Below are 24,990 nucleotides of genomic sequence, written 5' to 3'. Positions count from 1 at the left end.
GCGGCCTCCTTCATCCCCGCCAATCCTGCTGGCGCTCGGACGGCGCTCGTGCCACATGGGGCGCCGCCCGGCCCGGACTCGCGGGCCGCCAGGAGGACGATGATGAAGGTGCTTGGACGTTGGATGCCGACGCTGGGGCTCGCCGCCTGCCTCGCGGCGGCTGGATGCAAGAAGGAGGAGGCTCCCACGCCTCCACCCGCGGAGCCCACCGCCGAGAAGCCCGCTCCGCCCGCGGAGCCCGCCGTGCAGCCCACCAGCGCGGGCACCGTGACGGACACCGATGCCGGTGCCACGCCCGCCCCCACCGCTCCGGGCTCCCAGGCCGCGCAGCCGGAGGATCCGAAGAACCGCGAGTGGACCGCGGGGCTCGTGGACGTCAAGCGCGCGGGCTTCGCGCCGGTGACGCTGCGCGAGGTGCGCACCGCTCGCAACGAGGGCTTCGATCGCCTCGTGCTCCAGTTCGACGGCGACCAACTGCCCGGCTACCACATCGAGTACGTCGACAAGCCGGTCATCAAGTGCGGCTCGGGAGACCCGACGGAAGTCGCCGGCCAGGGCTGGCTGCAGGTCCGCGTCCAGCCCGCCCAGGCGCACGAGGGCTCCCAGGTCACCGTCGCCGAGCGCGAGCGCAAGCCCGGCCTGCCCATGGTGCAGGAGCTGGAGCTGACGTGTGACTTCGAGGGCGAGGTCACCTGGGTGCTCGGCGTGAAGAGCCCCAACAAGTACCGGGTGATGGAGCTGCGCGAGCCCACCCGCCTCGTGGTGGACGTGCAGCACTGAGCACGCCCCTCACCCGCGCCGCAGCTCTCCGGCCAGCCGCTCCAGGGCCGCGATGAGCTGCCCGTGCCGCGCGCGAGCCGCCTCACCGCCCGCGCGCAGCGCCAGCGCCAGTGCCAGCGGCAGGTTGAGCGCCTCATCGCTCCCGAGCTTCTCCCCGTACTCGCGCCGGTAGCCGCCCGGCACGCGCAGGCTCCAGTTCTCCTCGCTCACCGTGCCGGGCGCGTTGTACGTCTCCTTCATCCCCAGCAGGTCCGCGAAGAACACCATCACGTTCTCCGCCCGGCTGGCGAAGAGGTCCGCGAACTTCGCCTGCACCAGCAGCCCCGGCTCCTCCACCAGCCGCCGCGCGAAGTCCTCCCGCCCCTCCTCCTCCGGGTGCAGCCGCCACGCCAGGTAGTCCGCCTGCGCCCGCGCCTCGCCCTCCTTGCGCCACCGGTCCGCCAGCGCCCAGATGGGCCGGGTGTCGTGGTTGCCCACCATGATCCAATCCTGGGGCTCGGCGTTCTCGCTCCGGTACACGTCCCGCGGATTCGTCAGGTCCGCCTTCTGCGTCACCCGGAAGCGCCCCAGCCCGTACTGCTCCAGCACCCGCTGCAACGGACGGGGCATGGTGCTCAACACCTCGCACAGCACGTCCGACAGCTTGCGCCCATGCGCGTGCGCCGCGGCGATGATGGCATCGAAGATCGCGCCGTAGCGGCGCACCTGCTCCTGACTCAGCTCCCGCACCCAGCCATCCGCGTAGCGCGGCAGCGAGCGCTCCAACTGCTCCGGTGCCACGAGGGCCCAGCGCGCCAGCTCCGGATGGTCCGGCAGGTCCGGCGAGGAGAACAGCCGCGCCCCGTGCTGCACCGCGCGCACCGCGTTCAGCTCTCCGGCCCGGTACACCCACGGACACACCAGCCCGTGCGGATGGTCGATGCGCAGCCCGTCGTACTCGGACAGCATCTTGTTCACCCGCGAGCCCATGAACCACAGCACGGGCCCGGGCTGCCGCACGCCGGGGTACGGACCCGAGACGTCCGGTGGCGCGTGGTACTGCCCCGGATCCAACACCGGGTAGTTCCACGGCTGGCCCTCGGGGTTGGTGCGGCTGGGCGGCGCGCCCATCAGGTACGAGCCCAGGAAGAGCCCCTGGTACGCCCACGCATCCCTCGGCGAGAAACCAATCTGCAGATCGCCGTACAGCTTCAGCCCCCACGCCGCCGTCCGCTCCCGCAGCGCCGCGTGCTGCGAGTGCACGAGGAACTGCCGGAAGGCATAGGCCTCCACCTGCCCCGCGTACTTCGTCAGCAGCACCTTGCGGCGATGGGCGAACGAGGTCTCCTCCCCGGGGCGCGGGCTCCACAGCCGCCGGTCCCACTCGCTCGGCCACTCCTTCCAGTAGGGGCGGCCATGCTCCGTGCACAGCACGTCGTAGAGCGCGTCGCGCTCCAGCCACTCGTGGTGCTCGCGCCGGAAGGTGTCGAAGTGCTCGGAGAGCCACGCCACGGGACTGCCGGGCGCCGCCTGGAGCCGCTTGTGCCGGAAGGCGTCCCAGGCATCCTCCAGCGCCTCGGTCTGGGCCCGGAAGGCGTAGCGGTGCCTCACCCGCCCCTCCCCGCCCGGACGGGCCGAGACGAGGGACTGCAGACGCTCGGGCCGCAGCAGCCCGCCCCAGGAGTCCTCGTGCGTGAGCGGCGCGAGCGCCACGTTCAGCACGTTGCGCGTGAAGAGCGTCCCGTCATACGGCGAGGCGTTGTCCTCCGACGTCTGCCCCTGCGGGCCGAGCTGGATGCCGTTGAAGCCCAGCTCGCGCGCGAACTCGAGGAAGCCCATGCCCCCTTCCGAGTACGGCGAGCCCCGGCCGGTGTCCTCACCTGGTGTGCTCGGGAAGCTCGGATCGTGGATGCTCAGCACCAGGTTGCGCACGCCGAGCGCGGCCAGGGCCGCCGTCACGTGTCGCCGGTAGTCTTCGGGCAGGTTTCCTCGGGGCATCGGCACCAGTCGGGGGGAGAGGCCCACCCTAGGAGATAGCGGCGAGGCGGTGAACCCCTTCCCGCCCGGAGCCGCCCGGCTCTGCGCGGGTGCTGACAGAATGACAGACGGACGCGAAGCCCCAGGGACAGCCCGGACATGCAGTGGAGGGAAATGACTCGTGGAGAGGAGGGCCGGCCTCGCGCGAGCGGCCGGTACGCGGATTGAAAGGGCTCCGCACATGTCTCACGCGCATCGCAAGCTCCACTGGAAGGCCGCCCTGCGCGCGCTCCTCCTCGCCGCGTCCTTCCTGGCCGTGGCGGCGATGCTGTGGCTCGCTCCGCTGTTGCTGATCGGTCACGTGTGCCTCCCCACGAAGCCGGAGGTAGCCGAGCGTGACCTGTCGGCCCTCCAGAGCGCCCTGAAGCTCTTCCACAAACGGCACCAGCGCTACCCCTCCACCGGGGAAGGCCTCCAGCACCTCGTGGACCTCCACGACCTGGAGCGGCTTCCGCGCGACCCCTGGGGACTCCCGTACGGGTATGCGCTCCAGGAGGGGCTGCCCGTGGTGTGGAGCTACGGCGCCGATGGGGCACCGGGTGGCGAAGGTCCGGATGCGGACATCTCCAGCCGTGCTCCTGCCTCCCACCAGTGAACACTGACCGGGCATGCGGATGGACGTCCCCGCGTTGCATTGGGAGCTTTCGGCCTCCCCGGGAGACGTCTTCTTCGACTTGGAGTTCCTGATGAGCACGGCGGCCCTTCCTCCCTCGCTCCCTCCCCTGCCGGCGGCCGGTGCCGGCGAGGGGCTGTCGGCGGAGCTGCTCGCCCGGCTCTTCGAGCAGGCCCGCCCGCTGGTGGATGCGCTCTTCGCGCAGGTGAACGAGGGCGTCACCGTGCAGGCACAGGACTTGTCCCTGTGCTTCGCCAACCCCGCCGCGGCCCGCATCCTCGGCGTCTCCTCTTCGGAGGAGTTGCTGCGCGTGGGCGGAGCCAGGGTGTTCGAGCGCTACGAGGTGCTCGATTCCACGGGCCAGCCCATCGACCTCGGCCAACTGCCCGGGCGGCAGGTGGTCTGCGGCAAGAGCACCCCTGATCGGGTGCTGCGCTTCCGCGACAGGCACACGGGCGAGGAGCACTGGTACCGGGTGTCCGCGGCGCCGGTGCGCGACGCGCAAGGCCGGGTGGTGTACGCCGTCAACGTCTTCCGGGACGTCACCGAGGTGATGCGGACCCAGGAGCGGCTGAGCCTGCTGGCCGAGGCCGGGGAGCTGCTCTCCACCTCGCTCGAGCTGGAGAACACGCTGGCCGCCACCGCGCGCCTGCTGGTGCCGCGGCTGGCGGACTGGTGCGCGGTGCACCTCGCGGGTGACACCACCCCTTCGCGGCAGGTGGCCTCCATCCACATGGACCCGGCCAAGGTGGAGCTGGCGCGGCGGCTGGCCGACCTCTACCCGACGGACCCCGGGGCCAGGAGCGGCATCGACCACGTGATGCGCACGGGCCAGCCGGAGCTCACCTCCGACATCACCGACGCGATGCTGGTGGCGGCCGCACGGGACGAGGAGCACCTGCGCCTGCTGCGCGAGCTGGGGCTGCGCTCCATCATGGTGGTGCCCCTCAACGCCCGGGGGCGGACGCTGGGCACGCTCACGTTGGCCACCGCGGAGTCGCTGCGGAGGCTGGGGCAGGAGGAGCTGCGGCTGGTGGAGGAGCTGGCCCGCCGGGCCGCGCTCGCGGTGGACAACGCCCGCCTCTACACCGAGGCCCGGCGCGCCCAGGCCCGGCAGGCGGTGGCGCTCGAGGCGGGCCGCATGGGCGCCTGGGAGTGGGACATCCAGGCCCAGCGCGTCAACTGGGCGCCCGAGCTGGAGCGCATCCACGGCATCCCCGAGGGTAGCTTCGGCGGCAGCTTCGAGGACTACCAGAGCGACATGCACCCCGAGGACCGCGAGCGGGTGCTCACCAGCATCCAGCGGGTGGTGGCCGAGCTCCAGCCGGAGCACCACGTGCAGTACCGCATCATCCTGCCGGACGGGCGGGTGCGCTGGGTGGAGGCCCATGGGCGGCTCACGTTGGACGAGCAGGGCCGGCCCTCGCGGCTGACGGGCGTGTGCACCGACATCACCGAGCGGCTCGCCCTGGAGGAGGACGCACGGCGGCTGGTGCGCGAGCAGGCGGCGCGCGCCGAGGCCGAGCGGGCCCGCCAGCACACCGCCGGGCTGCTCGCGAGTCTGGAGAAGGCCCAGGCCGAGCTGGCCCAGCGTGCCCAGGAGCTGTCGCGCTCCAACGCGGACCTGGAGCAGTTCGCCTACGTGGCCTCGCACGACCTGCAGGAGCCGCTGCGCATGGTGGCCAGCTACGTGCAGCTCCTGTCACGGCGCTACAAGGGCAAGCTGGACGCGGACGCCGACGAGTTCATCCGCTACGCGGTGGACGGCGCCACGCGCATGCAGGCGCTCATCAATGATCTGCTGGCCTTCTCGCGCGTGGGCACGCGGGGCAAGGAGCTGGTGCCGGTGCCGCTGGAGCGCAGCATGGAGCGAGCCCTGTCGCACCTGCACCTGGCCCTGCGGGAGTCCGGCGCGGAGGTGAAGGTGGAGCCGCTGCCGTGGGTGAAGGGAGACGAGACGCAGCTGGCGCAGCTGCTGCAGAACCTGGTGGGCAACGCGGTGAAGTTCCGGGGCGAGCGGCCCCCGCACATCCGCGTGTCGGCCACGAGCGAGGGGGACACCGTCACCGTGGCCGTGGAGGACAACGGCATCGGCATCGAGCCGCAGTACTACGAGCGCATCTTCGCCATCTTCCAGCGGCTGCACGGCAAGGAGGAGTACCCGGGCACGGGCATCGGCCTGTCCATCTGCAAGAAGATCGTCGAGCGCCACGGTGGGCGCATCTGGGTGGAGTCCACACCGGGGCAGGGCAGCACGTTCCGCTTCACGCTCGGCACCGCCGCCGTCCCCCAGGGCTGAGCCGCCTCAGGCCAGCTGCTGCTCGCGGCTGCGCACGTTCCACGACGCGCGCAACGTCTCGGGGATGCGGAAGGGCGGGCGCTCGTGGCCGCGGCTCACCCACACGATTCCCTCCAGCAGCTTGCGCCCGAACAGCTCGCTCAGCTTCGCGTTCACCACGTTCGCCTCGTCGCCCTCGTCCATCACCCAGCCCAGCAACTGCAGCGGCTTGATCAACGCCTTCGTCCAGTCCGCCGGCGGCACGGCGATCAGATCCGCCGTCTCGTCGCTGATCAGATGGCGGATGAGCGTGCTGCACAGCCCATCGAAGATGTTGCCGGGGATGATGTGCTCCACCTGCTCGATGAGCGCGCCCGCCATCGCCTTGCCCGCGTCGCTCGCGCGGAACACCCGCCCGAAGATGGCGTCCGCCAGGCGGCAGCCCTCCTCGTACGTCTCCGGCAGCAGCCGCTCGTCCACCCCCATCAGGTACCCCACCACCCGCCACGCATGGTAGTAGGCCTGCTCCTCGCGCGGCTCCAGCGTGTAGCCCAGCTTCGTCAGCGCGCGAATCGTCACCACCGAGAACGTCACCAGCGTGCCGGCCATGTCCTCCTGGTTGATGGGCTGGCCCCACGTGGCATCCCACCGGCCGCTCTGCCGGATGAGGTGGCGCACCGCCGCGTGCATCAACCGCACCTTCTGCGCGTCCTTCAGGCCCCAGCCGTCCGGCTCCAGGCCTCCCGGCGACATCACGTCCACCACCATCTGCGCCGTCTCGATGATCCGCCGCTTGGTGTCCGTCTGCAGCCGCGCCGTGAGGTGCAGCACCTGCACGCCCTCGGCCCCCGCGTAGCAGGTGGGCAGCCCCGCGCACACCAGCGCCACCACCGACAGCGAGCCACACCGGCTGAACACCGCCTGCCCCTCGCGGATGAGCTCCTTGTCCGCCCACGAGGGCAGCTTCGCGCTCTGCTCGAAGTAGCCGCGCAACGGCACCGGCAGCTGCTCCGCCGTCACCGTCTCGTGCGCCACCAGCTGCTTCATCAGCTCATTGGCGGAACCCACCATCCCCTGCGCGAAGAGGCTCCCCACGGCCTCGTCCGCCGGCGGGTCACACACCTCGCGCATGGAATCCAGGAACTCGTTCGTCCAGTGCACGTCCGTCATGGGCAGTACCCCCGAAATGACCTCGCCCTCCGCATTCACGCGAAGCGCGGGGCGCCAGTCTGGCACAGCCCCTCGGACTGTTCGAAAAAGGATGCTCGCCCGCCTGCTCAGTGCACGGGGGATTCGGGGGTCCGCTCCCGCTCCGCCTGGGACGAGGGCCGGGGCAGGGTGAAGGAGAAGGTGCTGCCCTGCCCCTGCTCGCTCTCCACCTCCAGGGAGCCCCCATGGGCCATCACCAGGCCGCGGCTGATGGTGAGGCCCAGCCCCGTGCCCTTCTTGCCCGTCCCTTCTACCTGCCAGAAGGGCTCGAAGAGGTGGGGCAGCGCCTCGGCGGGGATGCCCGGGCCGGTGTCCTTCACACAGAAGCGGATGAAGCCCTCCCCGGGCACCACCTGCACCGTCACCGTCCCCCCCTCGGGGGTGAACTTCAGGGCATTGCCCACCAGGTTGGACAGCACCTGGAAGAACCGGTCCCGGTCGCACTCCACCCAGTAGCGCTCCCGGGGCAGGCGCGTGCGCAGCTCCACCCGCTTCTCGATGGCCAGGGGCTCGAGCAGCACCAGGCCGTCGCGCACCAGGTCGTCCACCGCGTAGCGCCCCAGGACCAGCTTGAACTGGCCGGCCTGGAGGCTGGCCATGTCGAGCAGATCCTTGATGAGCCGGTCCATCCGCTCCACCGAGCGCTCGATGGTGTGCGTGTGCTTGAGCAGCCGCTCGCCCTCGGCGCCCGGGGGGAGGAGCCGCCGCATCAACTGGGTGGTCAGCGAGATGGAGCCCAGCGGGTTCTTCAGGTCATGGCTGACGATGGCCAACACCTCCTCGCGGGTGCGGACGGCACGCTGGGCTTCCCGCTCGGCGGCCTCGGCCCGAGAGCGCTCGCGGTGCTGGGCGGCGGCCTCGGCCCGTGCGGCCTGCTCCCGGGCCTCGAGCCGCATCCGCTCCTCCTCGGCGCGCTGACGCCGGACCTCCGCCTTGTCCAGCGCGAAGGAGGCCCCCCACACCAGCGCGGTGAAGGCAACGGCGTTGCCCACGGCGATGAGCGCCAGCGCGAAGGGCAGCGCGTAGGCCCCGGCCCGGTAGCCCATGAGCGCCAGCCCGCCCAGGAGGACGGGCAGGACGAGCGCCGGCAGCAACAGCCAGCGCGAGAGCACCCCGCCCAGGCCCGAGTGGGTGATCACCCGCATGAAGCCGCGGTCCGGACGAGCGAAGAAGACGCCCACCGAGAGCAACAGGAAGCACACCGTGGTGTGCACCGCCATCTGCGCGTAGCGGCTGAGGCCGGGGAACTCCTGCTGCCCGTAGAGGTAGCCCACGAAGCCCACCAGCGTGATGAGCGCCGCGAGCGCCGCCAGATACTGGGAGGGCCAGCCCACCAGCCGCGTCTTCACCTCGATGCACAGGAGCGACACCCCGAGCAGGATGAAGCAGAGGGCCGTGTTGGGCGCCATGCGCCCCGGGTAGCCGAGCTCCACGCCCCGCCGGGGGTCCTCCACGAGGAGCCGATCGATGCCGAGGTCCACGTCGAAGACGTACTGAGCGAACGTCAGGCCGCTGAGGAGGATGACGAGCCCCGCGCCCACCTGCGCGGCCCGCCGTGTGAAGGCAGTGGGCTCGGGAAGGCCCACCAGCACCAGCGTGGCGCCGGAGAGCATGAAGCCCAGGGCCGTGTTGGCCTTCATCGTGGGCAGGCCCGGGCGCAGGCCCTTGAGGGATTCGATGCCCGCCAGCCAGGCGATGAGGACCACCAGCCCCACCATGAGGACGAGGCCCGCCGTGAGGAGGGAGAGCCTCCGCAGGTTCCGGCACAACTCCGTATGCACCGTTGCCTGGGCCAACCTCGGTCCTTCCTCAAGTACCCGGGCGCGTCTGGGGTGGACCGTGCACCGGCTCGCGGTCCCCGTGCCCCTTGTTGCGCTTGAGCCTACCCAACATCCACGTACGCCAGTCGTGGAGAATCTCGTACACGGTCGGAATCACCAGCAGGGTCAACAGAGTGGAGGTGATGACGCCGCCGATGACGGCCCGTCCCAGCGGTGCGCGGAAGTCGCCCCCCTCCCCCGCTCCCAGCGCCACCGGCACCATGCCCGCGATGATGGCCAGCGTCGTCATCATGATGGGCCTCAAACGGATGCGGCCCGCCTCGATGAGCGCGTCGCGCATGGGCAGGCCCCGTGTATGGGCCCACTTGGCGAAGTCGATGAGCAGGATGGCGTTCTTGGCGACAATCCCCATCAGCAGGATGACGCCGATGAGGCTCATGATGTTGAGCGTGTCCCCCGTCACCAGCAGCGCCAGCACCACGCCGATGAGCGAGAGCGGTAGCGAGATGAGGATGGCCAGCGGATCCAGGAACGAGCCGAACTGGATGACCAGGATGAGGTACATCAGCAGCACCGCCACCCCGAGCGCGAGGAAGACGCGGCCGAACACCTCGGCCTGATCTCTCGCCTCGCCGCCCTCGCCGAGCACGTAACCCGCGGGCAGCCGCACCTGGTCCAGCCGCGTCCGGATGTCCGTCATCACCTCCGACAGCGAGCGCCCCTGCACGTTGGCCTGGATGTTGATGACCTTCTCGCGGTTGAGGTGGTTGATTTGAGCGGGCCCCACCGTCTCGTGGATGCGGGCCACCTGCCCCAGGGGCACCAGGGCCGGAGGCCCTCCCGGCGCCGCGCCCGCCACCAGGGGGAGCTGCTCCAGGTCTCCCGGGCGGGTGCGGGCCTCGGGCACCAGCCGCACCGTCACGTCCCGCGTCTCGCCCGAGGGGTCCACCCAGTCTCCCGAGTCCACCCCCGCGAAGGCCGCGCGCAGCGACTGCGCCACCTGGGCCACCGTCACGTTGAGCCGGCCCGCCATGCCGCGGTCCACCTCCACCTCCACCTCCGGCTTCTCCCCGCGCGTGGACAGGCCCACGTCCACCGCGCCCGGCACCTTCTCCACCTCGCGGCGCAGCTGCTCGGCCAGCCGCGTCAGCTCCCCCGCGTCCGGCCCGCGCAGCTCCAACTGGATGGACTTGAAGGCGCCGCCGAAGCCGCTGGTGAAGACGGACACGTTCGCCCCGGCCACGCTCGACATCTCCCGGCGCAGCGTGACGCCCAGCTCCTCCTGGCTCACGTGGCGCTCGTGCTTGGGCGTCAGCTTCACGTACACCAGCGCCTGGTCCACGCCCGGCGAGCGCAACGGCAGCGGCGTCCCAATGGTGGTGAAGGTGTAGCGCACCTCCCCGTGGTTGCGCGCGATGCGGGTCACCTCGTCCACCTTGCGCTTCGTGTACTCGAGACTGGAGCCCGCGGGCGTCTCCACCAGCATCTCCACCTCGGCCCGGTCACTCGTCGGGACGAAGCCCGCGCCGCCGAAGAAGGCCTGCAACGCCAGCGCGCCCACCAGCGAGCCCCCCGCCACCAGCACCATGGCCAGCCGGTGGTCCAACGCCCAGGCGATGACGCCCTTGTAGCGGTCCGCCTGCCGGTCGAACCAGTGGTTGAAGCGCGAGAGCACCCGCGAGAGGGGCCCCTTGTGCGCCCCCTTCTCCACCGCCGGGTCCGGCCAGTACGCCGAGAGCATCGGGTCCAGGGAGAAGCTCACGAAGAGCGACACCAGCACCGAGCACGCGATGGTGAGGGCGAAGGGTTTGAACCACTGCCCCGCCACCCCGTACATGAAGGCCACCGGGACGAACACCGCCACGATGGAGAACGTCGTCGCCGCCACCGCGAGGCCAATCTCGGCCGTGCCCTCGCGCGAGGCCGTGTAGTGGTCCTTCCCCATCTCGATGTGGCGGACGATGTTCTCGCGCACCACGATGGCATCGTCGATGAGGATGCCGATGGCCAGGTTGAGGCCCAAGAGCGACATGGTGTTGAGCGTGAAGCCGAACGCCCAGACGCTGATGAAGGACGCGAGCACGCTCACCGGTAGCGCCAGGCCGGTGATGACGGTGGAGCGCCAGGAGTTGAGGAAGAGGAACACCACCAGCACGGTGAGCAGCGCGCCCTCCACGAGCGCGGACTGCACGTTCTCCACCGCGTTGTCCACCTGCACGCCCGAGTCGCGGACGATCTCCATCTTCACGCCCTGGGGCAGCGTGGGCTGGAGGGCCTGGATGCGCTCGCGCATGGCGTTGGCCACCTCGGTGGTGCTGTAGCCCTTGGCCTTGAGGATGTCGATGCCCACCGCCTCGCGTCCGTTGAAGAGGGCCAGGGTGCGCGGATCCTCGGCACCGTCCACCACGTTGGCCACCTGGCCGAGCCGGATGGGCTGGCCCCCGCGCTCGGCGATGACGACGCGGGCGAAGTCCTCGGGCGTCTCCAGCCGGCCCTTGAGGCGGATGGTCGTCTCCTCCAGCGGCCCGTCCAGCCGGCCCACCGGCGCGGCGAGGTTCTGCGCCTGCAGCGCCTGCACCACCTGCGAGATGCTCAGCCCCGCGGCCTGCAACGACTGCGGGCGCACGAACACCGTCATCTCCCGCTCGATGCCACCCACCACCGTGGCCTGGGCCACGCCGGGAATTGAGCGCAGCTCGCCGACGATGCCGGGGTCCACCAGCCGGGTGAGCGCCGTGGCCGGCAGCGTGTCCGAGGTGATGGCCAGCGAGACGATGGGCATGTCCGACGGATCGAAGCGCGTGAGGACGGGCTCCTCCATCTCCAGCGGCAGCTCATTGCGCTTGCTGGAGATGGCGTCGCGCACGTCCTGCGAGGCCTGCTGCAGGTCCTTCTCGTAGTTGAAGTAGACGGTGAACTGGGCGAGGCCGTCGATGGCGCTGGAGGTGGACTTCGCGGCATCCACCCCGTTGATGCTGAAGAGCGCGTCCTCGATGGGCTCCACCAGCTCGCGCTCGACCACGTCGGGGGAGGCGCCCGGGTAGACGATGGTGACGTTGATGATGGGCTGCTGGACGTCCGGGAACTCGTCCGTGCGCAGGGAGATGAGCGCCACCAGGCCGAACACCACCAGCGCCAGCATGGCGGTGATGGTGACGATGGGCTTCTTGATGGCGAAGTTGGAGATGAACACGGGATGGCTCTCCTCGGCTCAGCGGGACGCGGGTTGCTGGGGCGGGGACCCTGCCGGCGGAGGCGTGCCAGCACCGCCCACGCCCGGCTCGGGCTCCTGGGGCCGCTCGGGCAGCCGCACCTCCACGGGGGTGCCCTCGGCGACGCTTCCGGCCGAGGCCCGTAGCACCACGTCCCCTGGTTGCACGCCGGAGCGCAGCTCCACCAGGCGCGCCAGCTCGTCCCGCATGCCGAGCGTCACCGGCACGCGCTCCACGTGGCCGTCCTTCACGAGCAACACCGTGGGCGGCTCGGCGCGCACGTCCACCGCCGCCACCGGCACCGCGGGCACCTCGCGCCGCATCGACGCCACCCGGCCCTCGGCGGAGAGCCCCGTGAGCAGGTCCTGCTCCGTGTTGGGCAGGGTGACGTAGATGCGCACCTGGCCCGTCCCCGGGTCCACCGCGGGGTTGATGCGCTCGATGCGGCCCTTGAAGGAGCGGTCCCCATAGCCGCCCACGTTGAAGTCCACCTCCACGCCGGGCTCGAGCGTGTTGAGCTGCGCGGCCGGCACGGAGGCCTCCAACCGCAGGCTGGTGGGGTCGATGACGGTGTAGAGCGGCGCGCCCGGCTGGACGATGTCACCCGCGCTGGCGAGGCGCTCGCTCACCACGCCGGAGAAGGGAGCGCGGATGCGGGTGCGCCCCACCTGCTGGAGCGCGAGCGCGAGCCGGGCCTCGGCCTCGGACAGCTGCGCCTGGGCCTGGTTTCGCGCGAGCTGCGCCTGCTCGAAGTCCCGGCGGGTGATGACGCCTTCGGCGGACAGCGTGCGATTGCGCTCCTCCTCGGCCCGGGCCACCTGCAGGCCGGTGCGCGCCACCCGCACCGCGGTGCGCGCGGCGAGGAACTGATCCTGCACCGAGCTGTCCTCGATGCGCGCGAGCAGTTGGCCCTTCTTCACCTGCTGGCCCTGCTCGACGACCATCTCCAGCACGGCGCCCTGGACCTCGGCGCGCATGGTGGCGGCGCGCCGGGCCTGGAGCGTGCCGGAGAGGACGGGCCCACTGCGCAGCTCTTGCGGCTCCACCCGCGCCACGTCCTCCGGCCCGAGCACCACCGGTGCCGGCGCCTGGGGCTGCTGCGGCTGCGAGCTCGCTGGATTGCAGCCCGCGAACGCCCCCAGTGCCAGCAACGCGAGGACGCCCCACGCCGCGCTCCGGTGTCCCTGACTCGTGCTCACGCCTCGCCACCTCCTGACACGCCGCGTAGACATGTGCACACGCTGGCCCGCCTGCATCCCGTCTCCCCTCCGGGCCTCCCCCGCTGGCTGCTTCCCTGGTGCTTGCCTGCCTGGACTCATCCGTCCTCCCAACGACGCGCGCGATGCCTCGGGAGTGCACCCTGGCCCGGAGAGCACCCGGGCGGCCGTCCGGTGGGATGGGATACGCTGCGCGTCCCGTGCGTCCCCTCCTCTCGTTCCGCGGCCCGCTCCTCGCCTGCTTCCTCGCCTGCACGTCCGCCCTCGCCGCCGACCCGCTGGTGCTCGAGGGGGAGGTGCCTGGCGAGGGCGACTTCTTCTCCGTGCCCTTCGAGGTGCCGCCGGGCACCGTGGAGCTGGAGGTCCGCCATGAGGACCTCGCCAGCGAGAACATCCTCGACTGGGGTCTGGAGGATCCGGCCGGCTTCCGCGGCTACGGCGGCGGCAACGAGGAGCCCGCCATCGTGGGCGAGAAGGCCGCCTCGCGCTCGTACCTCGCCGGCCCCCTGCCCCCGGGCACCTGGAAGGTGACGGTGGGCAAGGCGAAGCTTCGCAAGACGCCCGCGCGCTACCGGATTGAAGTGCACCTGCGCACGGTGCCCCGGCTCGCGCCCCAGCCCGAGCGCCAGCCCTACCACCCCGCCGACGCGCTCTCCTCCCAGCCGCGCTGGTACGCGGGCGACTTCCACGTCCACTCGCGCGAGAGCGGAGATGCGAAGGCCCCGCTGGACGAGCTCGCCCACTACGCGCGGGGCCAGGGGCTCGACTTCGTCGTCCTCACCGAGCACAACACCACGTCCACGCTCGACTTCCTCGTGGACGCCCAGCCGCGCCACCCCGGCCTGCTGCTGGTGCCGGGCGTCGAGTACACCACCTACTCGGGCCACGCGAACGCCATTGGCGCCACCCGCTACGTGCCGCCGCGCGTGAACGAGGACATCACCCTGGCCGAGGCCATCGACGCCTTCCACCGCCAGGGCGCGCTCTTCTCCATCAACCACCCCACCTACGACGTGGGAGATCTGTGCATCGGCTGCGCGTGGCAGCTCACCGTGCCCCCAGGCGGCGTGGACGCCATCGAGGTGGCCAACGGCGGCTGGGAGAAGCTGGGGCGCTTCTTCTCCGAGGGCGCCCTCGGCTACTGGGACTGGCTGGTGGCGCAGGGGCACCACACCGCGGCGCTCGGCGGCAGTGATGATCACCGCGCTGGGGTGGACCTGGACTTCACCCAGAGCGCCATCGGCAACCCCACCACGCTGGTGTACGCGCGCGAGCTGAGCGTGGCGGCCCTGCTCGAGGGCATCCGCAACGGCCGCACCGTGGTGAAGCTCCAGGGGCCGGAGGACCCCATGGTGGACCTGTCGAGCAGCGTGGCCCCCACCGGGGACACCGTGCTCGCGCAGAGCGCCCGGCTGAGCGCCCGCGTCACCGGCGCCCGGGGTCATCACGTGCGATTCGTCCATAATGGCGTGCGCCTTCCGCTCGTCGAGGTGACCTCGGACGACTTCGTGGTGGAGCGGGACATCACCGCGCCCGGGCACGGCGAGGATCGCTTCCGCGTGGAGGTGTGGCTCAACGGCCATCCCCGCACCGTCACCAGTCACCTGTGGATTGCCCGCACCGCGGACATGCGCGGCCACCCCGGCCCCGTGCCCCCGCTCACCGAGCCGGGGGGTTGTGGTTGTGGCTCCGCTCCGGGCTGGAGCGCGGGGGTGCTCGCGCTCGCGGTGCTGGCGCTCGGACGAAGGCGCCGGCTCACATGACCCAGGCCTCATCGGGCTTTTCGAGCGCTCTCGGGTACTTCCAGCTGTCGGTGAAGGAAGCGATCTTCCCCCACAGCGCATCGAACTCGCGCTGGCCGAATCCCGAGCCCGAGGACAGCAGGTCGTATTGGTAGTAGCGCTGCGGAGCATCCGGATCCTGCTGGGCCGGCTGGGAGTAGTCGAAATGGCCGATGACGTCCGCGTGGTCCGCCTCCACCAGGAAGCAGGACTTCGCATCGGGCCACACCATGGAGACGCTGTTGACGATGCCGTCGTTGTCCGACGGCTCCAGCTCTCCCTCGCCTCGCGCCAGCAGCCAGGGGAGTGACTGGGGCTGGCCCAGCTCCGCGGGTGGGTGGCGCTCGGTCAGCCCGTACACGAACTTGAACAGCCCTCGCGAGCTCTTCGCCGGCCGCTTCGCGACGGTGACGATGGAGCGGTAGCGGATGTTCCGCGCCTCGAGGAAGGCCCGCTCCTCGTCGGCCGTCTTCCGGTGCGCCGGGCTCTCGGGCGCGCCTGGGGCCCGGATGGGGTCCAGGTCGCTGATGGCGGCGACGTCGGTGCACATGTGGAGCAGCCACCGGAGCGTCTCGAAGTACGAGGCCCGAGCGAGCGCCCGCTCGAGGTTCTCCCGCCTGGCGCCAAAGCCCACCATCGTCTGGATGGCGGCATCGAGCCAGTCGGGAGAGCCCTCGGTGGGAGGCCAGATGCCCTGGAGGCACCGGCCAAGGAAACCCACGCCCCCAGTCCGGAGCGCACGGGTCGTCTCGTAGAGCATGCGCGGCCCCCACTTGGTGACGACACGCGAAACACCCCCGAGGCCTCTCACGCGGCGGGCCAGGTTCGTCCCCCGCTGAGGCGTGGAGAGGAACTGCACGGTGCGGATGCGATCGAGCACGTCCTTACCGGGCGCATGGGTGCCTTCACGCTTGCGGTAGTCGATGAGGAGCTGCCGGATGTCGAGTCCACCCGTCGAGTGGCCCACCAGGTGGATGACGTCCTTGCCCCCCACCACCCGCCGCTCCTGCAGCTCGCCGAGCCACAGCCGCAACCGCCGCGCCCGCGTCTGAACGCTCGCCGTGGGGAGGTTGGGGAAGTAGTGCAGCACCAAGGAGGACGACCCGAGCACCGGGGTCACTCCGTGGTAGTAGCGCAACGAGCCGAGTGCATCGAAGCCGCCGAAGCCGGGGACGAGCACGATGTGGTTCTGCATGGACAACACCTCGAAGGTCGCGAGGTGGAGCGCGACGCGCCCTCACACTCTTTTCCTCATGGAGGGAGTGCGAGGGGAGGTGGTGTGACGGGTGCTCGGGACCAGGGGCTCACGGCCGGGGAGCAGCCGGCCGGCCGTGAGCCAGGGACCACCCTACGGGCAGCCGTGCCAGGTCCAGTTGGTGGCCGGCGTGGTGTCACCGTTGCGGTTCACGACCGAGTCGTTGATGTTGAGGTTCGAGGTCGAACGCGTCCCGCAGAGGAAGCTCGCCGAGCCCGGCGAGCCGGTGGCGGTGTTGCCGTAGAGCGTCAGCGGGCTCGTCGCGGTGCCGGCCCCATCCACGTTGATCCCCTGGCGGGCGTTGGTGACCGTGTTGCCGTAGACGGAGCCACCGAGGATGTTCGCCGACAGGTACCAGGCGTGGGGACCCAGGTTGATGCCGAAGTGGCAGTTGTACGCGGTGCCGCAGTCCACCGTGTTCTGGGTCACCACCGCCCCGGCGAAGTCGCCGTGGGTGGCGCCGTTGAAGTTGTCGAGCATCAGCCCGGCGAAGGTCACCTGGCCGGGCTGGTGGATCGAGTTGTAGGCCACATAGGCGTTGCGGCCACCGCCGAGGATGAGTGCCACGTCGCTGTTGTCGACCAAGGTGTTGCTGGTGACGGTGGCACGGTCCGAGTAGTGGATGGTGATGCCATCCGCCCACATGCCGCTCTGCGCGTTCTGGCCGTTGCCGCGCACGATGTTGTTGCTGATCGTGGCGTCATCGCCGCTGAACTCGAGCGCGGTGCCGCAGAGAGCGTTCTTGCTCACGTTCCAGGTGAACCGGCAGAAACGGCAATTGCTCATGCGCGCGTTGAACCCCCAGCGGTTCTGACCCGCCGCGCACTGGCTGGCCGCGGTCGTCCCGAGGCGCGCGCCGCGGTTGCCGTCGAGGACGATGTGGTCGATGGTCATGTCGGTGGTGTTCTCCACCACCAGGAATCCGCCGCCATTGACGTTGAAGGTGGGGGTGGCCTTGAGCGTGGCGCAGGCGATCGCCTCGCAGCTCTGGCTCGAGCCGGCGGTGCCACGGGTGCGCAGCGTCATCGGTTTGTTGATGATCACCTGGGTGGCGATGCCGTAGGCCGCCGCCGGAAGCTCCAGGGTGCCGCCCGGGGGCGTGTTGTTGATGCACTGCTGCAACGCCGGACCGGAGTCGGTCACTCCGTCGGCGGTGACCTGCACTCCGGGGCAGAGCGTCACGTTCTGCACCACGTTGATGGTCACGGCGGGTGTGGACTGGCCGAACCAGGCGACGTACTCGCGGAGCATGCGCCACTGGAAGGGGTAGGTGCCCGGCGTGCCCGGCGCGGTGATGTTGAAGGTGAAGGTCTTCTGCTGTCCTGGTGCGATCGAGTCCGTGGAGGAGAGCAGCACGCGGCCGTCGCCCCAGAGGGTATTGTCCTGCGGGCTCTGGGAGCCCAGCTTGAGGTTGCTGGCCTGCGTCCAGGTACTGCTGCCGCTGTTCCTCAGGGTGATCGAGACCGAGCGCGTCTCACCGGGGTTCAGGGTGGTGGGCACGTTCTGTGAGACGAACTGCGCGTCATCGACTGGCGACGAAGTGACCTGGATCGCCACGTTCGTGGAATAGGCGCCGAACCACTCGACCCCATCCTGCACCATCCGCCACTGGAGGTAGTAGGTGCCCGGTGTGCCGGGCGCGGTGATGTTGAAGGTGAAGGTCTTCTCCTGCCCCGGCGCGACCCAGTCCGTGGCGGAGAGGTAGACGCGGGTGCCTCCGATCCAGAGGGTATTGTCCTGGGGGTATTGGGTGCCGAGCTTGTACTCGCCTCCCTGGGTCCAGGCCGTCGTCCCCGTGTTCTTCATCGTGACCGAGACGGTGCGGACCTGGCCGACGACCATGGTCGTTGGCACGTCCTGGGAAATGAACTGGGAGCCGTTGGCGGCCCACGCCGGGCCGGCTCCACCGAACAAGGTGGCGAGCACGGCGATGGCCAGGGCGAACATCTTCTTGGACATGTAATGCCTCTCCATTAATTCCGGATAAACCTGCTTATCAGGAGAACATGAAGATGGGTATGAAACAGTGGGAGTGCTACGGGGTCGCGGCCGGGTAGCAGCCGGCCTGCCGTGCGCGCTCTCGCACCAGCGCCAGCACCAGCTCGCACGAGGGCATCGGCCTGCCCACGAGCTGACCCAGCTCGACCACCGCGCCCAGCAGCGCGTCGATCTCCATCGGCCGGCCGCGCTCCAGGTCCTGCAACATGGACGTCTTGTGCGCGCCAACCTCCGCCGCGCCCTGAATCCGCTTGTCCACGTCGATGGGAAAGCGCACCCCGAGCGCCTCGGCGACCGCCTGGGCCTCGACCATCATGGCGCGCGCCGCCGCCCGGAGGTCTCCCTGCGTCGCGAGCTTGTCCAGCGTCGCGCCCGTGAGCGCCGAGAGCGGATTGAAGGCCAGGTTGCCCCAGAGCTTCACCCACAGCTCGTCCCGGATGCGCGGCCGGACCGGTGCCTTCAGGCCCGCGCGGATCAACAGCTTCGACAGCGCCTCGACGCGCGGACTCTTGCTCCCATCGGGCTCGCCCAGCGTGACGCGGTCCCCGTAGGTGTGCTCGATGACTCCGGGCTCGACCACCTCGGCCGCCGGGTAGAGCACCGCGCCGATGGCGCGCGAGGGGTGCAGCGTCTCCCAGAGCTTCCCGCCCGGGTCCACGCTCTCCACCGGCCGGTCCCGGTACGGCCCGTCGAGGCCGTGGAAGTACCAGTAGGGCACGCCGTTGATGCCGGTGACGAGCGCCGTCTCGGGGCCCAGCAGCGGGACCATCTGCGCCGCCGCCGACGGCAGCGAGTGCGCCTTCAGCGTGACGAGGACGTAGTCCTGCGGCCCCGCCTCGGCCGGGTCATCGGTGCACGGCGGCCGGACGGTGACGCTCTCGCCGCCGCTGCGCAGGGTGACGCCCTTGTCCCGCATCGCGGCGAGGTGGGCCCCGCGCGCGATGAAGGTGACGTCCGCTCCGGCCTGCACCAGCCGGACGCCGAGGAACCCGCCCATCGCTCCCGCGCCGAAGATGGCGATCTTCATGACGTGAGCCCCAGCCGCTCGGCGAGGCCGATGCGCTGCAGCTTGCCCGTCGCCCCCTTGGGGATCTCCGCGAGGAAGACGATCTTCCGCGGCACCTTGAAGTCCGCCAGCCGGGCCGAGGCGAAGTCCTGGAGCTCCCGCTCGCCAACGCTCGCGCCCTCGCGCAGCACCACGGCGGCGGCCACCTCCTCGCCCAGCTTCGGGTGCGGCATGCCGAACGTCACCACCTGCTGCACCGCCGGGTGGTCCATCAACACCGTGTCCACCTCGAGCGGGCTGATCTTCTCGCCTCCCCGGTTGATGATCTCCTTGAGCCGGCCGGTGAGCCGCAGGTAGCCCGCCTCGTCGAGCACCCCCTGGTCTCCCGTGCGGAACCAGCCGTGGGTGAAGGCCTTGGCGTTGGCCTCGGGGTTGTTCTCGTAGCCCGCCGTGACGTTGCGGCCCCGGATGACGACCTCCCCCAGTGCGCCCGGGGGCAGCAGGTTTCCGTCCCCGTCCATGATGGCGACCTCGGGCCCCGAGGCGATGCCCACCGAGCCCGCGTGGCGCGGCCGGGGCGGCAGGGGGCTGGACGCCATCTGGTGCGACGCCTCCGTCATGCCGTAGCTCTCGATGACCGGCACGCCGAACACCTGCTCCAGCTCCTCCATCACCTGCGGCGGCAGCGACGCGGAGGACGAGCGGATGAGGCGCAACCGCCCCGCCTGGATGAGCCCGGTGTTGCGGCTCGCGCGGCCGAGGATCGCCTGGTGCATGGTGGGCACCGCCGTGTACCAGCTCGGCCGCGCCTCCTCGAACCAGCCGAAGAACTTGAGCGCGTTGAAGCCCGGCGTGCACACCACCCCGCCGCCCGCCGCCAGGCTCGCCAGCACCGCCGCGATGAGCCCGTGGATGTGGAAGAGCGGCATGATGTTGAGGCAGACATCCTCGCGCCCCAGCCGCAGCGTCTGGCCGATGTGGTACGCCGAGGCCGTGATGTTGGCGTGACTCAGGGGGACGATCTTCGGCCGCGCCGTCGTCCCCGAGGTGTGGAGCACGAGCGCCACGTCCACGGCCTCGGCGAACCCCGCCCGCGCCGGGGTGCCGGAGAGCGGCCGCTCCGGCTTCAAGGTGAAGCGGCCCGCGGGCCCACCCGCGTCGGGGACCAGCTCGATGACGGGGATGCCTCGCGCGGCGGCGACGGCGCGGGCCGGGCTCTCCATGCCCTCGAGCAGCACGAGCGCCCGGGCCTTCAGGTCGGAGAGGTAGAAGTCGAACTCCTCGGCCCGGTAGGACGGGTTGAGCGGCGCGGTGGTGGAGCCGCACGCGAAGGTGACGAAGGCCGCCGCCATCTCCGGCCCGTTGGGCAGCACCAGGGCCACCCGGTCCCCGCGCCCCAGGCCCATGCCGTTCAACGCCGTGACGGTGTGCCGGGCCAGCTCCCGCAGGCCCCCATGCGTCAACCCGGGCCGTCCCGGCGCTCCGATGGCGAGGTCTCCCTCGCCACCGTGCTCGATGAGACCCACCACCGTGTCCGCGAGGTACATGCCCGGTCCTCCTCCGCTGCGGCTGGAGGCTCCCGGATATGCCCTCCGGTGCGCTCACGCAACAGGGGGCGCAGCCGCTCCGTCGCCGGTCCGGCGCCCGGTGACACTCGGGAGCGAGGGCCGGGAGGTGGAGTCCGCGGGCCCGGGCCGGGTGTCCTCCGGCTCGGGGCGAGGTCCCGGGACATCCACGACTTCCTCCCGGACCTTCTGGCTCTTGTGCCAGCAGAGGAGCTGTGCCACCCACTCCTCGTCCTCGATGGTGTCGAGCACGACCTGGAGCCGGGGAATGGTCCCGTTCGCTTCCGGGCCGGACAGCAGCTTGATGAGCTCGGCGCGAGCCTCGGGAGTCTGGGCCTTCGCACTGGCCTCCAGGAGGTCCGTGACGGTACGGATGCCATACCGGCGCAGGTTCTGGAGCAGGGGGTCGGGCTTGCCATCCACCTGCCCGCCCGCGTTGGCATGCAGGTGAAGGATGGCCTGGTCCACCCAATCCAGGAGCCTCGGTGCCGGGACGCGCGTCTGGAGCATCAGCTCCACCACGTCATGGCGTGCCAGTGCCTGGACGTTCGTCACCCCCTCGTCCTGGAGGCGCGCCCGGTCGTAGAGATCGATTCCCTCCAGGCTCGTGAGCGGCTCGTGCGGATCCACGAGTTGGAAGCCCGGATCCTTCGCGCCACGCCGCAGCCGCCGCAAGGTGGTGCGCAGCATCTCGCTGATGAAGACCAGCCCCGTCTCGGGGACGATGCCCATCACGAAGGCGAGCGTGTGCAGCGCGGCCAGGGCCGACTTGTCGCCTTGAACGCCCGGAATCATCAACCAGCTCTCGTCCAGCACCCAGGCCAGGACCATGACCGTGAAGACGCGGGTGGTGATGTGGCTGTAGATCTTCGGCTGGAGATCCCTTCGGGCATAGCTGCGGAAGGTGGTGGTCAACGCGTAGGCGTACGCCCCCAGGAAGCCGAACGTGAGCGTGGCCTTCTGCGGCTCGAAGAAGTCCAGGATGTTCACCGTTGCGGGGGTGGCGAGCGAGCCGGTGACGAGCCGCGGGTCCGTGCCCAAGAGGGTGAAGGACCAGCCGAGCGCGAGCGCCAGCGTGGCCATGAGCAGCGGGGAGCGCCGGGTGGGGAGGAGGCGGACGACGCCGTCGCGGCGCTCGGCGCCATAGGCCTCGTCCATCTGCTTGCCGTAGCGGGCCTGAACATCCTGCCGGGTCTTCACCTCCGGATCGAACCGGAAGATATGAGCGATGAACCGCTCCCGGAGCGTGCCCTGGTGCTCGCGATCGAAGGAGAAGAAGAGCAGGGCCGGCAGCAGGGAGAGCAGACCGATGAAGAGCCACTGGAGCAGGCGGCCGGCGAGGAGGAGCCGGGCGTTGGCGGGCACCTCGGGGAGTGGCAGGCCCCCGGGCGATACCCAGGCCGGCAGGGCCACCAGCACCTCGCGCAGATGGGAGATGAAGCCCTTGGACGCGAGGATGACCAGGCCCGGAACGCCGAACCCGATGGACAGGAGCAGGAGCCCGTAGAACTTTCCCCGTGCCCAGTTCGCGAGCGAGGACCGGCTTTCATCCTTGCTCCCCAGCCGGCGCACCACCAGCTTCGACACGAGCGAGAGCCCCAGGAGGACGAGCGAGAGGCGCAGATACCTCCGGGCGCCCGTGAGCACGTCACTGAGGAAGAAGTAGCTCCCGACGACGAAGGCCAGCGGCCACAGCTTGCCCAGGAGTGACTGGAGGAAGGCCAGCCACTTCACCCATCGGCTCGGCTCGGGCTGGAGGGAAATGGTTCCCCGCTGCGCCAGTTCCCGCAGGCCAAAGGCCTCGATTTCCTGTGGAGAGACCCGCTTGGAGCACTCGAGCGGCGAGACGCTGAGGATCGCGCCATCGGAGCGGCGGATCTTCAACCGGTGGTTGGTCGGGTTCGACACCCGACAGGCCCTGGCCTGGGAGTCATCGCGGAGGAATCGCACCGCCTTCCGTGCTCCGGAGCGGATGCGCTGGCGCCACGGAGTACGGCCCTCGGCGCCAGCGTCCTTGCCCTCGTTACCCGGCTGCATGTGTGTACCCTCTCCCGGGAGGTGATGAACTCCCCACGGAGAGAGAGGGCATGCGATGCGTTGTGACCGTCAGTAGCTCGCCCGGATGCCCAGCGAGGGGAGCGTCACGGGTGGCAGGCCCAAGGGTTTGCGCACCAGCTGACCCTTCTCGGTGCCATAGGTGTAGCGGAACGTCTCCCGCGTCAGCGAGAGGTTGAAGACGTCCAGCCACGCCTCCACCGCCAATGGCCCCACCGTGCCCGCCTTCGACACCCGGCCGTCCACCCGGAAGTAGCCGGGCAGGCGCGTCACCCGGTCCCGGTCCTCCGGTACCCAGCGCGCCGTGCCCTTCACCGGGTCCACGCCCTCGCGCTGCGTGTACGAGAAGAGCAGGCCCCCGGCCTCGGGCGCCCCGGTGTTGTAGTGCAGCGTGGTGCCCGCCGTGAGACCCCACGGCAGCTTCACGGTGACGGCCGCGTTGAGCACGTGCAGCTGCTCGAGCGCCGAGGCCAGTGGCACCACCTCCGTTCCCACCACCTGCCCCGCCTCGTCCCGCCGCTCCACGCGCGTGTTCAGCGTGCGCCGCTGGAAGGTGTACGAGGCCAACAGCGACCAGCGCTCCGACAGCGGGCGCCGCGCCATCAGCTCCACGCCGTAGCCGTGGCCCTCCGCCGTGCGCTCCCGCCCTCGCGCCACCGGATCGTCCGCGAGCATGTCGAAGGACAGCACGTCCAACTCCACCGTGCGCAGCATCGGGTGGACAAACACGTCCGCGCCGAAGGTGAAGCCCGCGGGCCCTCGCACGTCCACGCCCGCCTCCACCTGGAGCGCCCGCTGCAGGCCTAGCCGCAGCGCCGCCGACTGCACGCCCGGCACGTCGAGGAGGTGGTTGGGCGCCTGGTGCATGAGGCCCGCCCCCAACCGCAGCGCCACCGTCTCCGAGAGCGCCGCCCGCGCATGCAGCCGGGGCTCGATGGCCACCTGGTTCAGCGCGGGTGCCAGCAGGTAGCCGTCCACGCGCAGGCCTGGAGTGAGCCGCCACATGCCCTGTGTCCAGGTGGCCTGGGCGTACGCGCCCGCGAGCGTCACCCGCGCGAGGGCCTGGGGTCCTCCCGTGGTGACGGTGGGCCGGTGGGGGTCATCCGCCTCGCCGGGTCGGAAGGTGGTGGACTGCTCCGAGTCGGCGCTCCGGCGCTCCACGTCCGCCCCCGCCTCCACCGCGAGCCCCTGGGACAGCGCGGCCCTCCAGGCCATCCGCGCCCCGAGCGTCCGCTCGGAGAGCCCCACGGTGACACGGGAGGCCTCACCGCCCCCGGTGGCACCCAGCGTGTCCTGGCCCCAGGTGATGGCGGCCTCGGCCTCGCCTACCCCCAGCGGGTGCGTGAGGCGGAGGTCCACGCGATGGAAGGCCGTGCCCACCCGGACGACATCCCCCGGACCGCTCAGGCCCGCGTCATCCGAAGCGCCGAGCGCGAACAGGCGCAGCGAGCCCTGGCCCACCGATTGGGTGACGCGCGCCTGGTAGTCGAAGAGCCCAAGTACCAAATCCGGGCCCGGCGTGCCGCGCGTGCCGTTGATGACCGCGGCGGCGATCCACGGGCTGTAGGCGAAGCGGCCGGCGAGGGTGAATTCAGTCCCCGTGGAGGCGATGGGTACCTGGGTGAGCACCCCCACGTTGAACAGGTCGATGGAGCCCACCGCGCGCACGGACTCGGTGCTCGGCGGGAGGAGCCGCGCGTTCACGGTGCCCCCGAGCTCCCGGCCGAAGCGCGCGGGCGCGGGACCCCGGTGGAAGTCGAGCCCGGAGACGAGCTCGGGGTGCAGCGCGGAGGGGCCCACCCAGAGGTGGTTGAGCCGCGGCACCCGCACGCCATCCAGGTAGAAGCCCGTGGACGAGGGCGCCGCGCCGCGCACCACGGGCAGGCTCGCGCCGGAGACGACGTGGCTCACCCCGGGCATCACCATGAGGGCGCGGAAGGGCTCGCCCCACGTGCCCGCGACGTCCTTCAGCTCGGTGGACTCGAAGGTGAGCGGGGCAGCGGCCTCCGGGGGCAGCTCCCCGGCCCGGGAGGCGGAGCCCACGAGGAGCACGAGCAGGACACAGGGCGTCGGACGCATCTCGGGTTCAGATCTCCCTCTCCCTTTGGGAGAGGGTTGGGGTGAGGGTATCGGGTTATACCCGGGACCCCCTCGCATCCAGAACCCGGGGGCCGGGTACCCTCACCCCGTCCCTCTCCCAGAGGGAGAGGGGATGTGTCCGCGT

15 protein-coding genes are annotated in these 24,990 nt (G+C 70.7%); 4 read left to right on the top strand and 11 right to left on the bottom strand.

The features are described from left to right. Positions 1-102 precede the first annotated feature (102 nt). The gene (locus tag NR798_RS04610; RefSeq protein ID WP_375770183.1) at positions 103-780 is read left to right on the top strand and encodes a hypothetical protein; all 678 of its coding nucleotides are present in this window, start codon (positions 103-105) and stop codon (positions 778-780) included. A 9-nt stretch (positions 781-789) separates the two neighbouring features. On the opposite strand, the gene NR798_RS04605 is transcribed toward NR798_RS04610, so the two are convergent. Continuing rightward, positions 790-2,757, bottom strand: coding sequence for a 4-alpha-glucanotransferase (locus NR798_RS04605; RefSeq protein ID WP_375770182.1), 1,968 nt, complete (start codon positions 2,755-2,757; stop codon positions 790-792). 220 nt (positions 2,758-2,977) lie between these two features. Between NR798_RS04605 and NR798_RS04600 the strand changes: the two genes are divergently transcribed. Both NR798_RS04600 and NR798_RS04595 read left to right on the top strand, forming a co-directional pair. Beyond that, complete coding sequence (locus NR798_RS04600) at positions 2,978-3,391, top strand: type II secretion system protein GspG (protein WP_375770181.1); 414 nt, start codon at positions 2,978-2,980, stop codon at positions 3,389-3,391. 91 nt (positions 3,392-3,482) lie between these two features. Continuing rightward, positions 3,483-5,708 (top strand): ATP-binding protein, encoded by a 2,226-nt coding sequence (locus tag NR798_RS04595; RefSeq protein WP_375770180.1) that lies wholly within the window; start codon positions 3,483-3,485, stop codon positions 5,706-5,708. A 6-nt stretch (positions 5,709-5,714) separates the two neighbouring features. Here the strand turns inward: NR798_RS04595 and NR798_RS04590 are convergent, their stop codons facing one another. The 4 genes from NR798_RS04590 to NR798_RS04575 form a co-directional block, all read right to left on the bottom strand. Then, entirely contained in the window at positions 5,715-6,857 is a 1,143-nt protein-coding gene (locus NR798_RS04590) for an oxygenase MpaB family protein (RefSeq protein WP_375770179.1), read from the bottom strand. Between the two features lie 107 nt (positions 6,858-6,964). Further along, a complete protein-coding gene (locus NR798_RS04585) occupies positions 6,965-8,692 on the bottom strand; it encodes a sensor histidine kinase (protein ID WP_375770178.1) in 1,728 nt (575 codons plus the stop codon). 13 nt (positions 8,693-8,705) lie between these two features. After that, positions 8,706-11,870 carry an efflux RND transporter permease subunit gene (locus tag NR798_RS04580; protein WP_375770177.1) on the bottom strand — a complete coding sequence of 1,055 codons (3,165 nt, stop codon included), beginning with the start codon at positions 11,868-11,870 and terminating at the stop codon, positions 8,706-8,708. Positions 11,871-11,888: 18 nt separating this feature from the next. Continuing rightward, positions 11,889-13,088, bottom strand: a complete 1,200-nt coding sequence (locus tag NR798_RS04575) for an efflux RND transporter periplasmic adaptor subunit (RefSeq protein ID WP_375770176.1) — start codon at positions 13,086-13,088, stop codon at positions 11,889-11,891. Positions 13,089-13,306: 218 nt separating this feature from the next. Between NR798_RS04575 and NR798_RS04570 the strand changes: the two genes are divergently transcribed. Beyond that, complete coding sequence (locus NR798_RS04570; protein ID WP_375770175.1) at positions 13,307-14,869, top strand: CehA/McbA family metallohydrolase; 1,563 nt, start codon at positions 13,307-13,309, stop codon at positions 14,867-14,869. Here NR798_RS04570 and NR798_RS04565 read toward each other — a convergent pair. The 6 genes from NR798_RS04565 to NR798_RS04540 form a co-directional block, all read right to left on the bottom strand. Beyond that, positions 14,862-16,082 carry an esterase/lipase family protein gene (locus tag NR798_RS04565; RefSeq protein ID WP_375770174.1) on the bottom strand — a complete coding sequence of 407 codons (1,221 nt, stop codon included), beginning with the start codon at positions 16,080-16,082 and terminating at the stop codon, positions 14,862-14,864. The genes NR798_RS04570 and NR798_RS04565 overlap by 8 nt on opposite strands. Before the next feature lie 153 nt (positions 16,083-16,235). Then, positions 16,236-18,101 carry an NBR1-Ig-like domain-containing protein gene (locus NR798_RS04560; protein ID WP_375770173.1) on the bottom strand — a complete coding sequence of 622 codons (1,866 nt, stop codon included), beginning with the start codon at positions 18,099-18,101 and terminating at the stop codon, positions 16,236-16,238. A 76-nt stretch (positions 18,102-18,177) separates the two neighbouring features. Next, entirely contained in the window at positions 18,178-19,167 is a 990-nt protein-coding gene (locus NR798_RS04555) for a 2-dehydropantoate 2-reductase (RefSeq protein ID WP_375770172.1), read from the bottom strand. Beyond that, positions 19,164-20,693: an acyl--CoA ligase gene (locus NR798_RS04550; RefSeq protein WP_375770171.1), complete on the bottom strand. Its 1,530-nt coding sequence runs from the start codon at positions 20,691-20,693 to the stop codon at positions 19,164-19,166. The genes NR798_RS04555 and NR798_RS04550 overlap by 4 nt, the downstream gene beginning before the upstream one ends. A 54-nt stretch (positions 20,694-20,747) precedes the next feature. After that, a complete protein-coding gene (locus NR798_RS04545) occupies positions 20,748-22,748 on the bottom strand; it encodes a hypothetical protein (protein ID WP_375770170.1) in 2,001 nt (666 codons plus the stop codon). A gap of 69 nt (positions 22,749-22,817) precedes the next feature. Continuing rightward, positions 22,818-24,845: a TonB-dependent receptor gene (locus tag NR798_RS04540; RefSeq protein WP_375770169.1), complete on the bottom strand. Its 2,028-nt coding sequence runs from the start codon at positions 24,843-24,845 to the stop codon at positions 22,818-22,820. Between the last annotated feature and the right edge of the window lie 145 nt (positions 24,846-24,990).

This window comes from Archangium gephyra (assembly GCF_042230915.1).
Lineage (GTDB): Bacteria > Myxococcota > Myxococcia > Myxococcales > Myxococcaceae > Archangium > Archangium gephyra_B.
Note: the sequence above shows the minus strand (reverse complement) of the source record. Positions and strands in the feature narration are given on the sequence as shown.

Excerpts from the sequence above, each read along its gene's own strand:
- NR798_RS04610 (WP_375770183.1), top strand. The coding sequence starts at position 103 with ATGAAGGTGCTTGGACGTTGGATGCCGACGCTGGGGCTCGCCGCCTGC.
- NR798_RS04605 (WP_375770182.1), bottom strand. The coding sequence starts at position 2,757 with ATGCCCCGAGGAAACCTGCCCGAAGACTACCGGCGACACGTGACGGCG.
- NR798_RS04600 (WP_375770181.1), top strand. The coding sequence starts at position 2,978 with ATGTCTCACGCGCATCGCAAGCTCCACTGGAAGGCCGCCCTGCGCGCG.
- NR798_RS04595 (WP_375770180.1), top strand. The coding sequence starts at position 3,483 with ATGAGCACGGCGGCCCTTCCTCCCTCGCTCCCTCCCCTGCCGGCGGCC.
- NR798_RS04590 (WP_375770179.1), bottom strand. The coding sequence starts at position 6,857 with ATGACGGACGTGCACTGGACGAACGAGTTCCTGGATTCCATGCGCGAG.
- NR798_RS04565 (WP_375770174.1), bottom strand. The coding sequence starts at position 16,082 with ATGCAGAACCACATCGTGCTCGTCCCCGGCTTCGGCGGCTTCGATGCA.
- NR798_RS04560 (WP_375770173.1), bottom strand. The coding sequence starts at position 18,101 with ATGTCCAAGAAGATGTTCGCCCTGGCCATCGCCGTGCTCGCCACCTTG.
- NR798_RS04555 (WP_375770172.1), bottom strand. The coding sequence starts at position 19,167 with ATGAAGATCGCCATCTTCGGCGCGGGAGCGATGGGCGGGTTCCTCGGC.
- NR798_RS04550 (WP_375770171.1), bottom strand. The coding sequence starts at position 20,693 with ATGTACCTCGCGGACACGGTGGTGGGTCTCATCGAGCACGGTGGCGAG.
- NR798_RS04545 (WP_375770170.1), bottom strand. The coding sequence starts at position 22,748 with ATGCAGCCGGGTAACGAGGGCAAGGACGCTGGCGCCGAGGGCCGTACT.
- NR798_RS04540 (WP_375770169.1), bottom strand. The coding sequence starts at position 24,845 with ATGCGTCCGACGCCCTGTGTCCTGCTCGTGCTCCTCGTGGGCTCCGCC.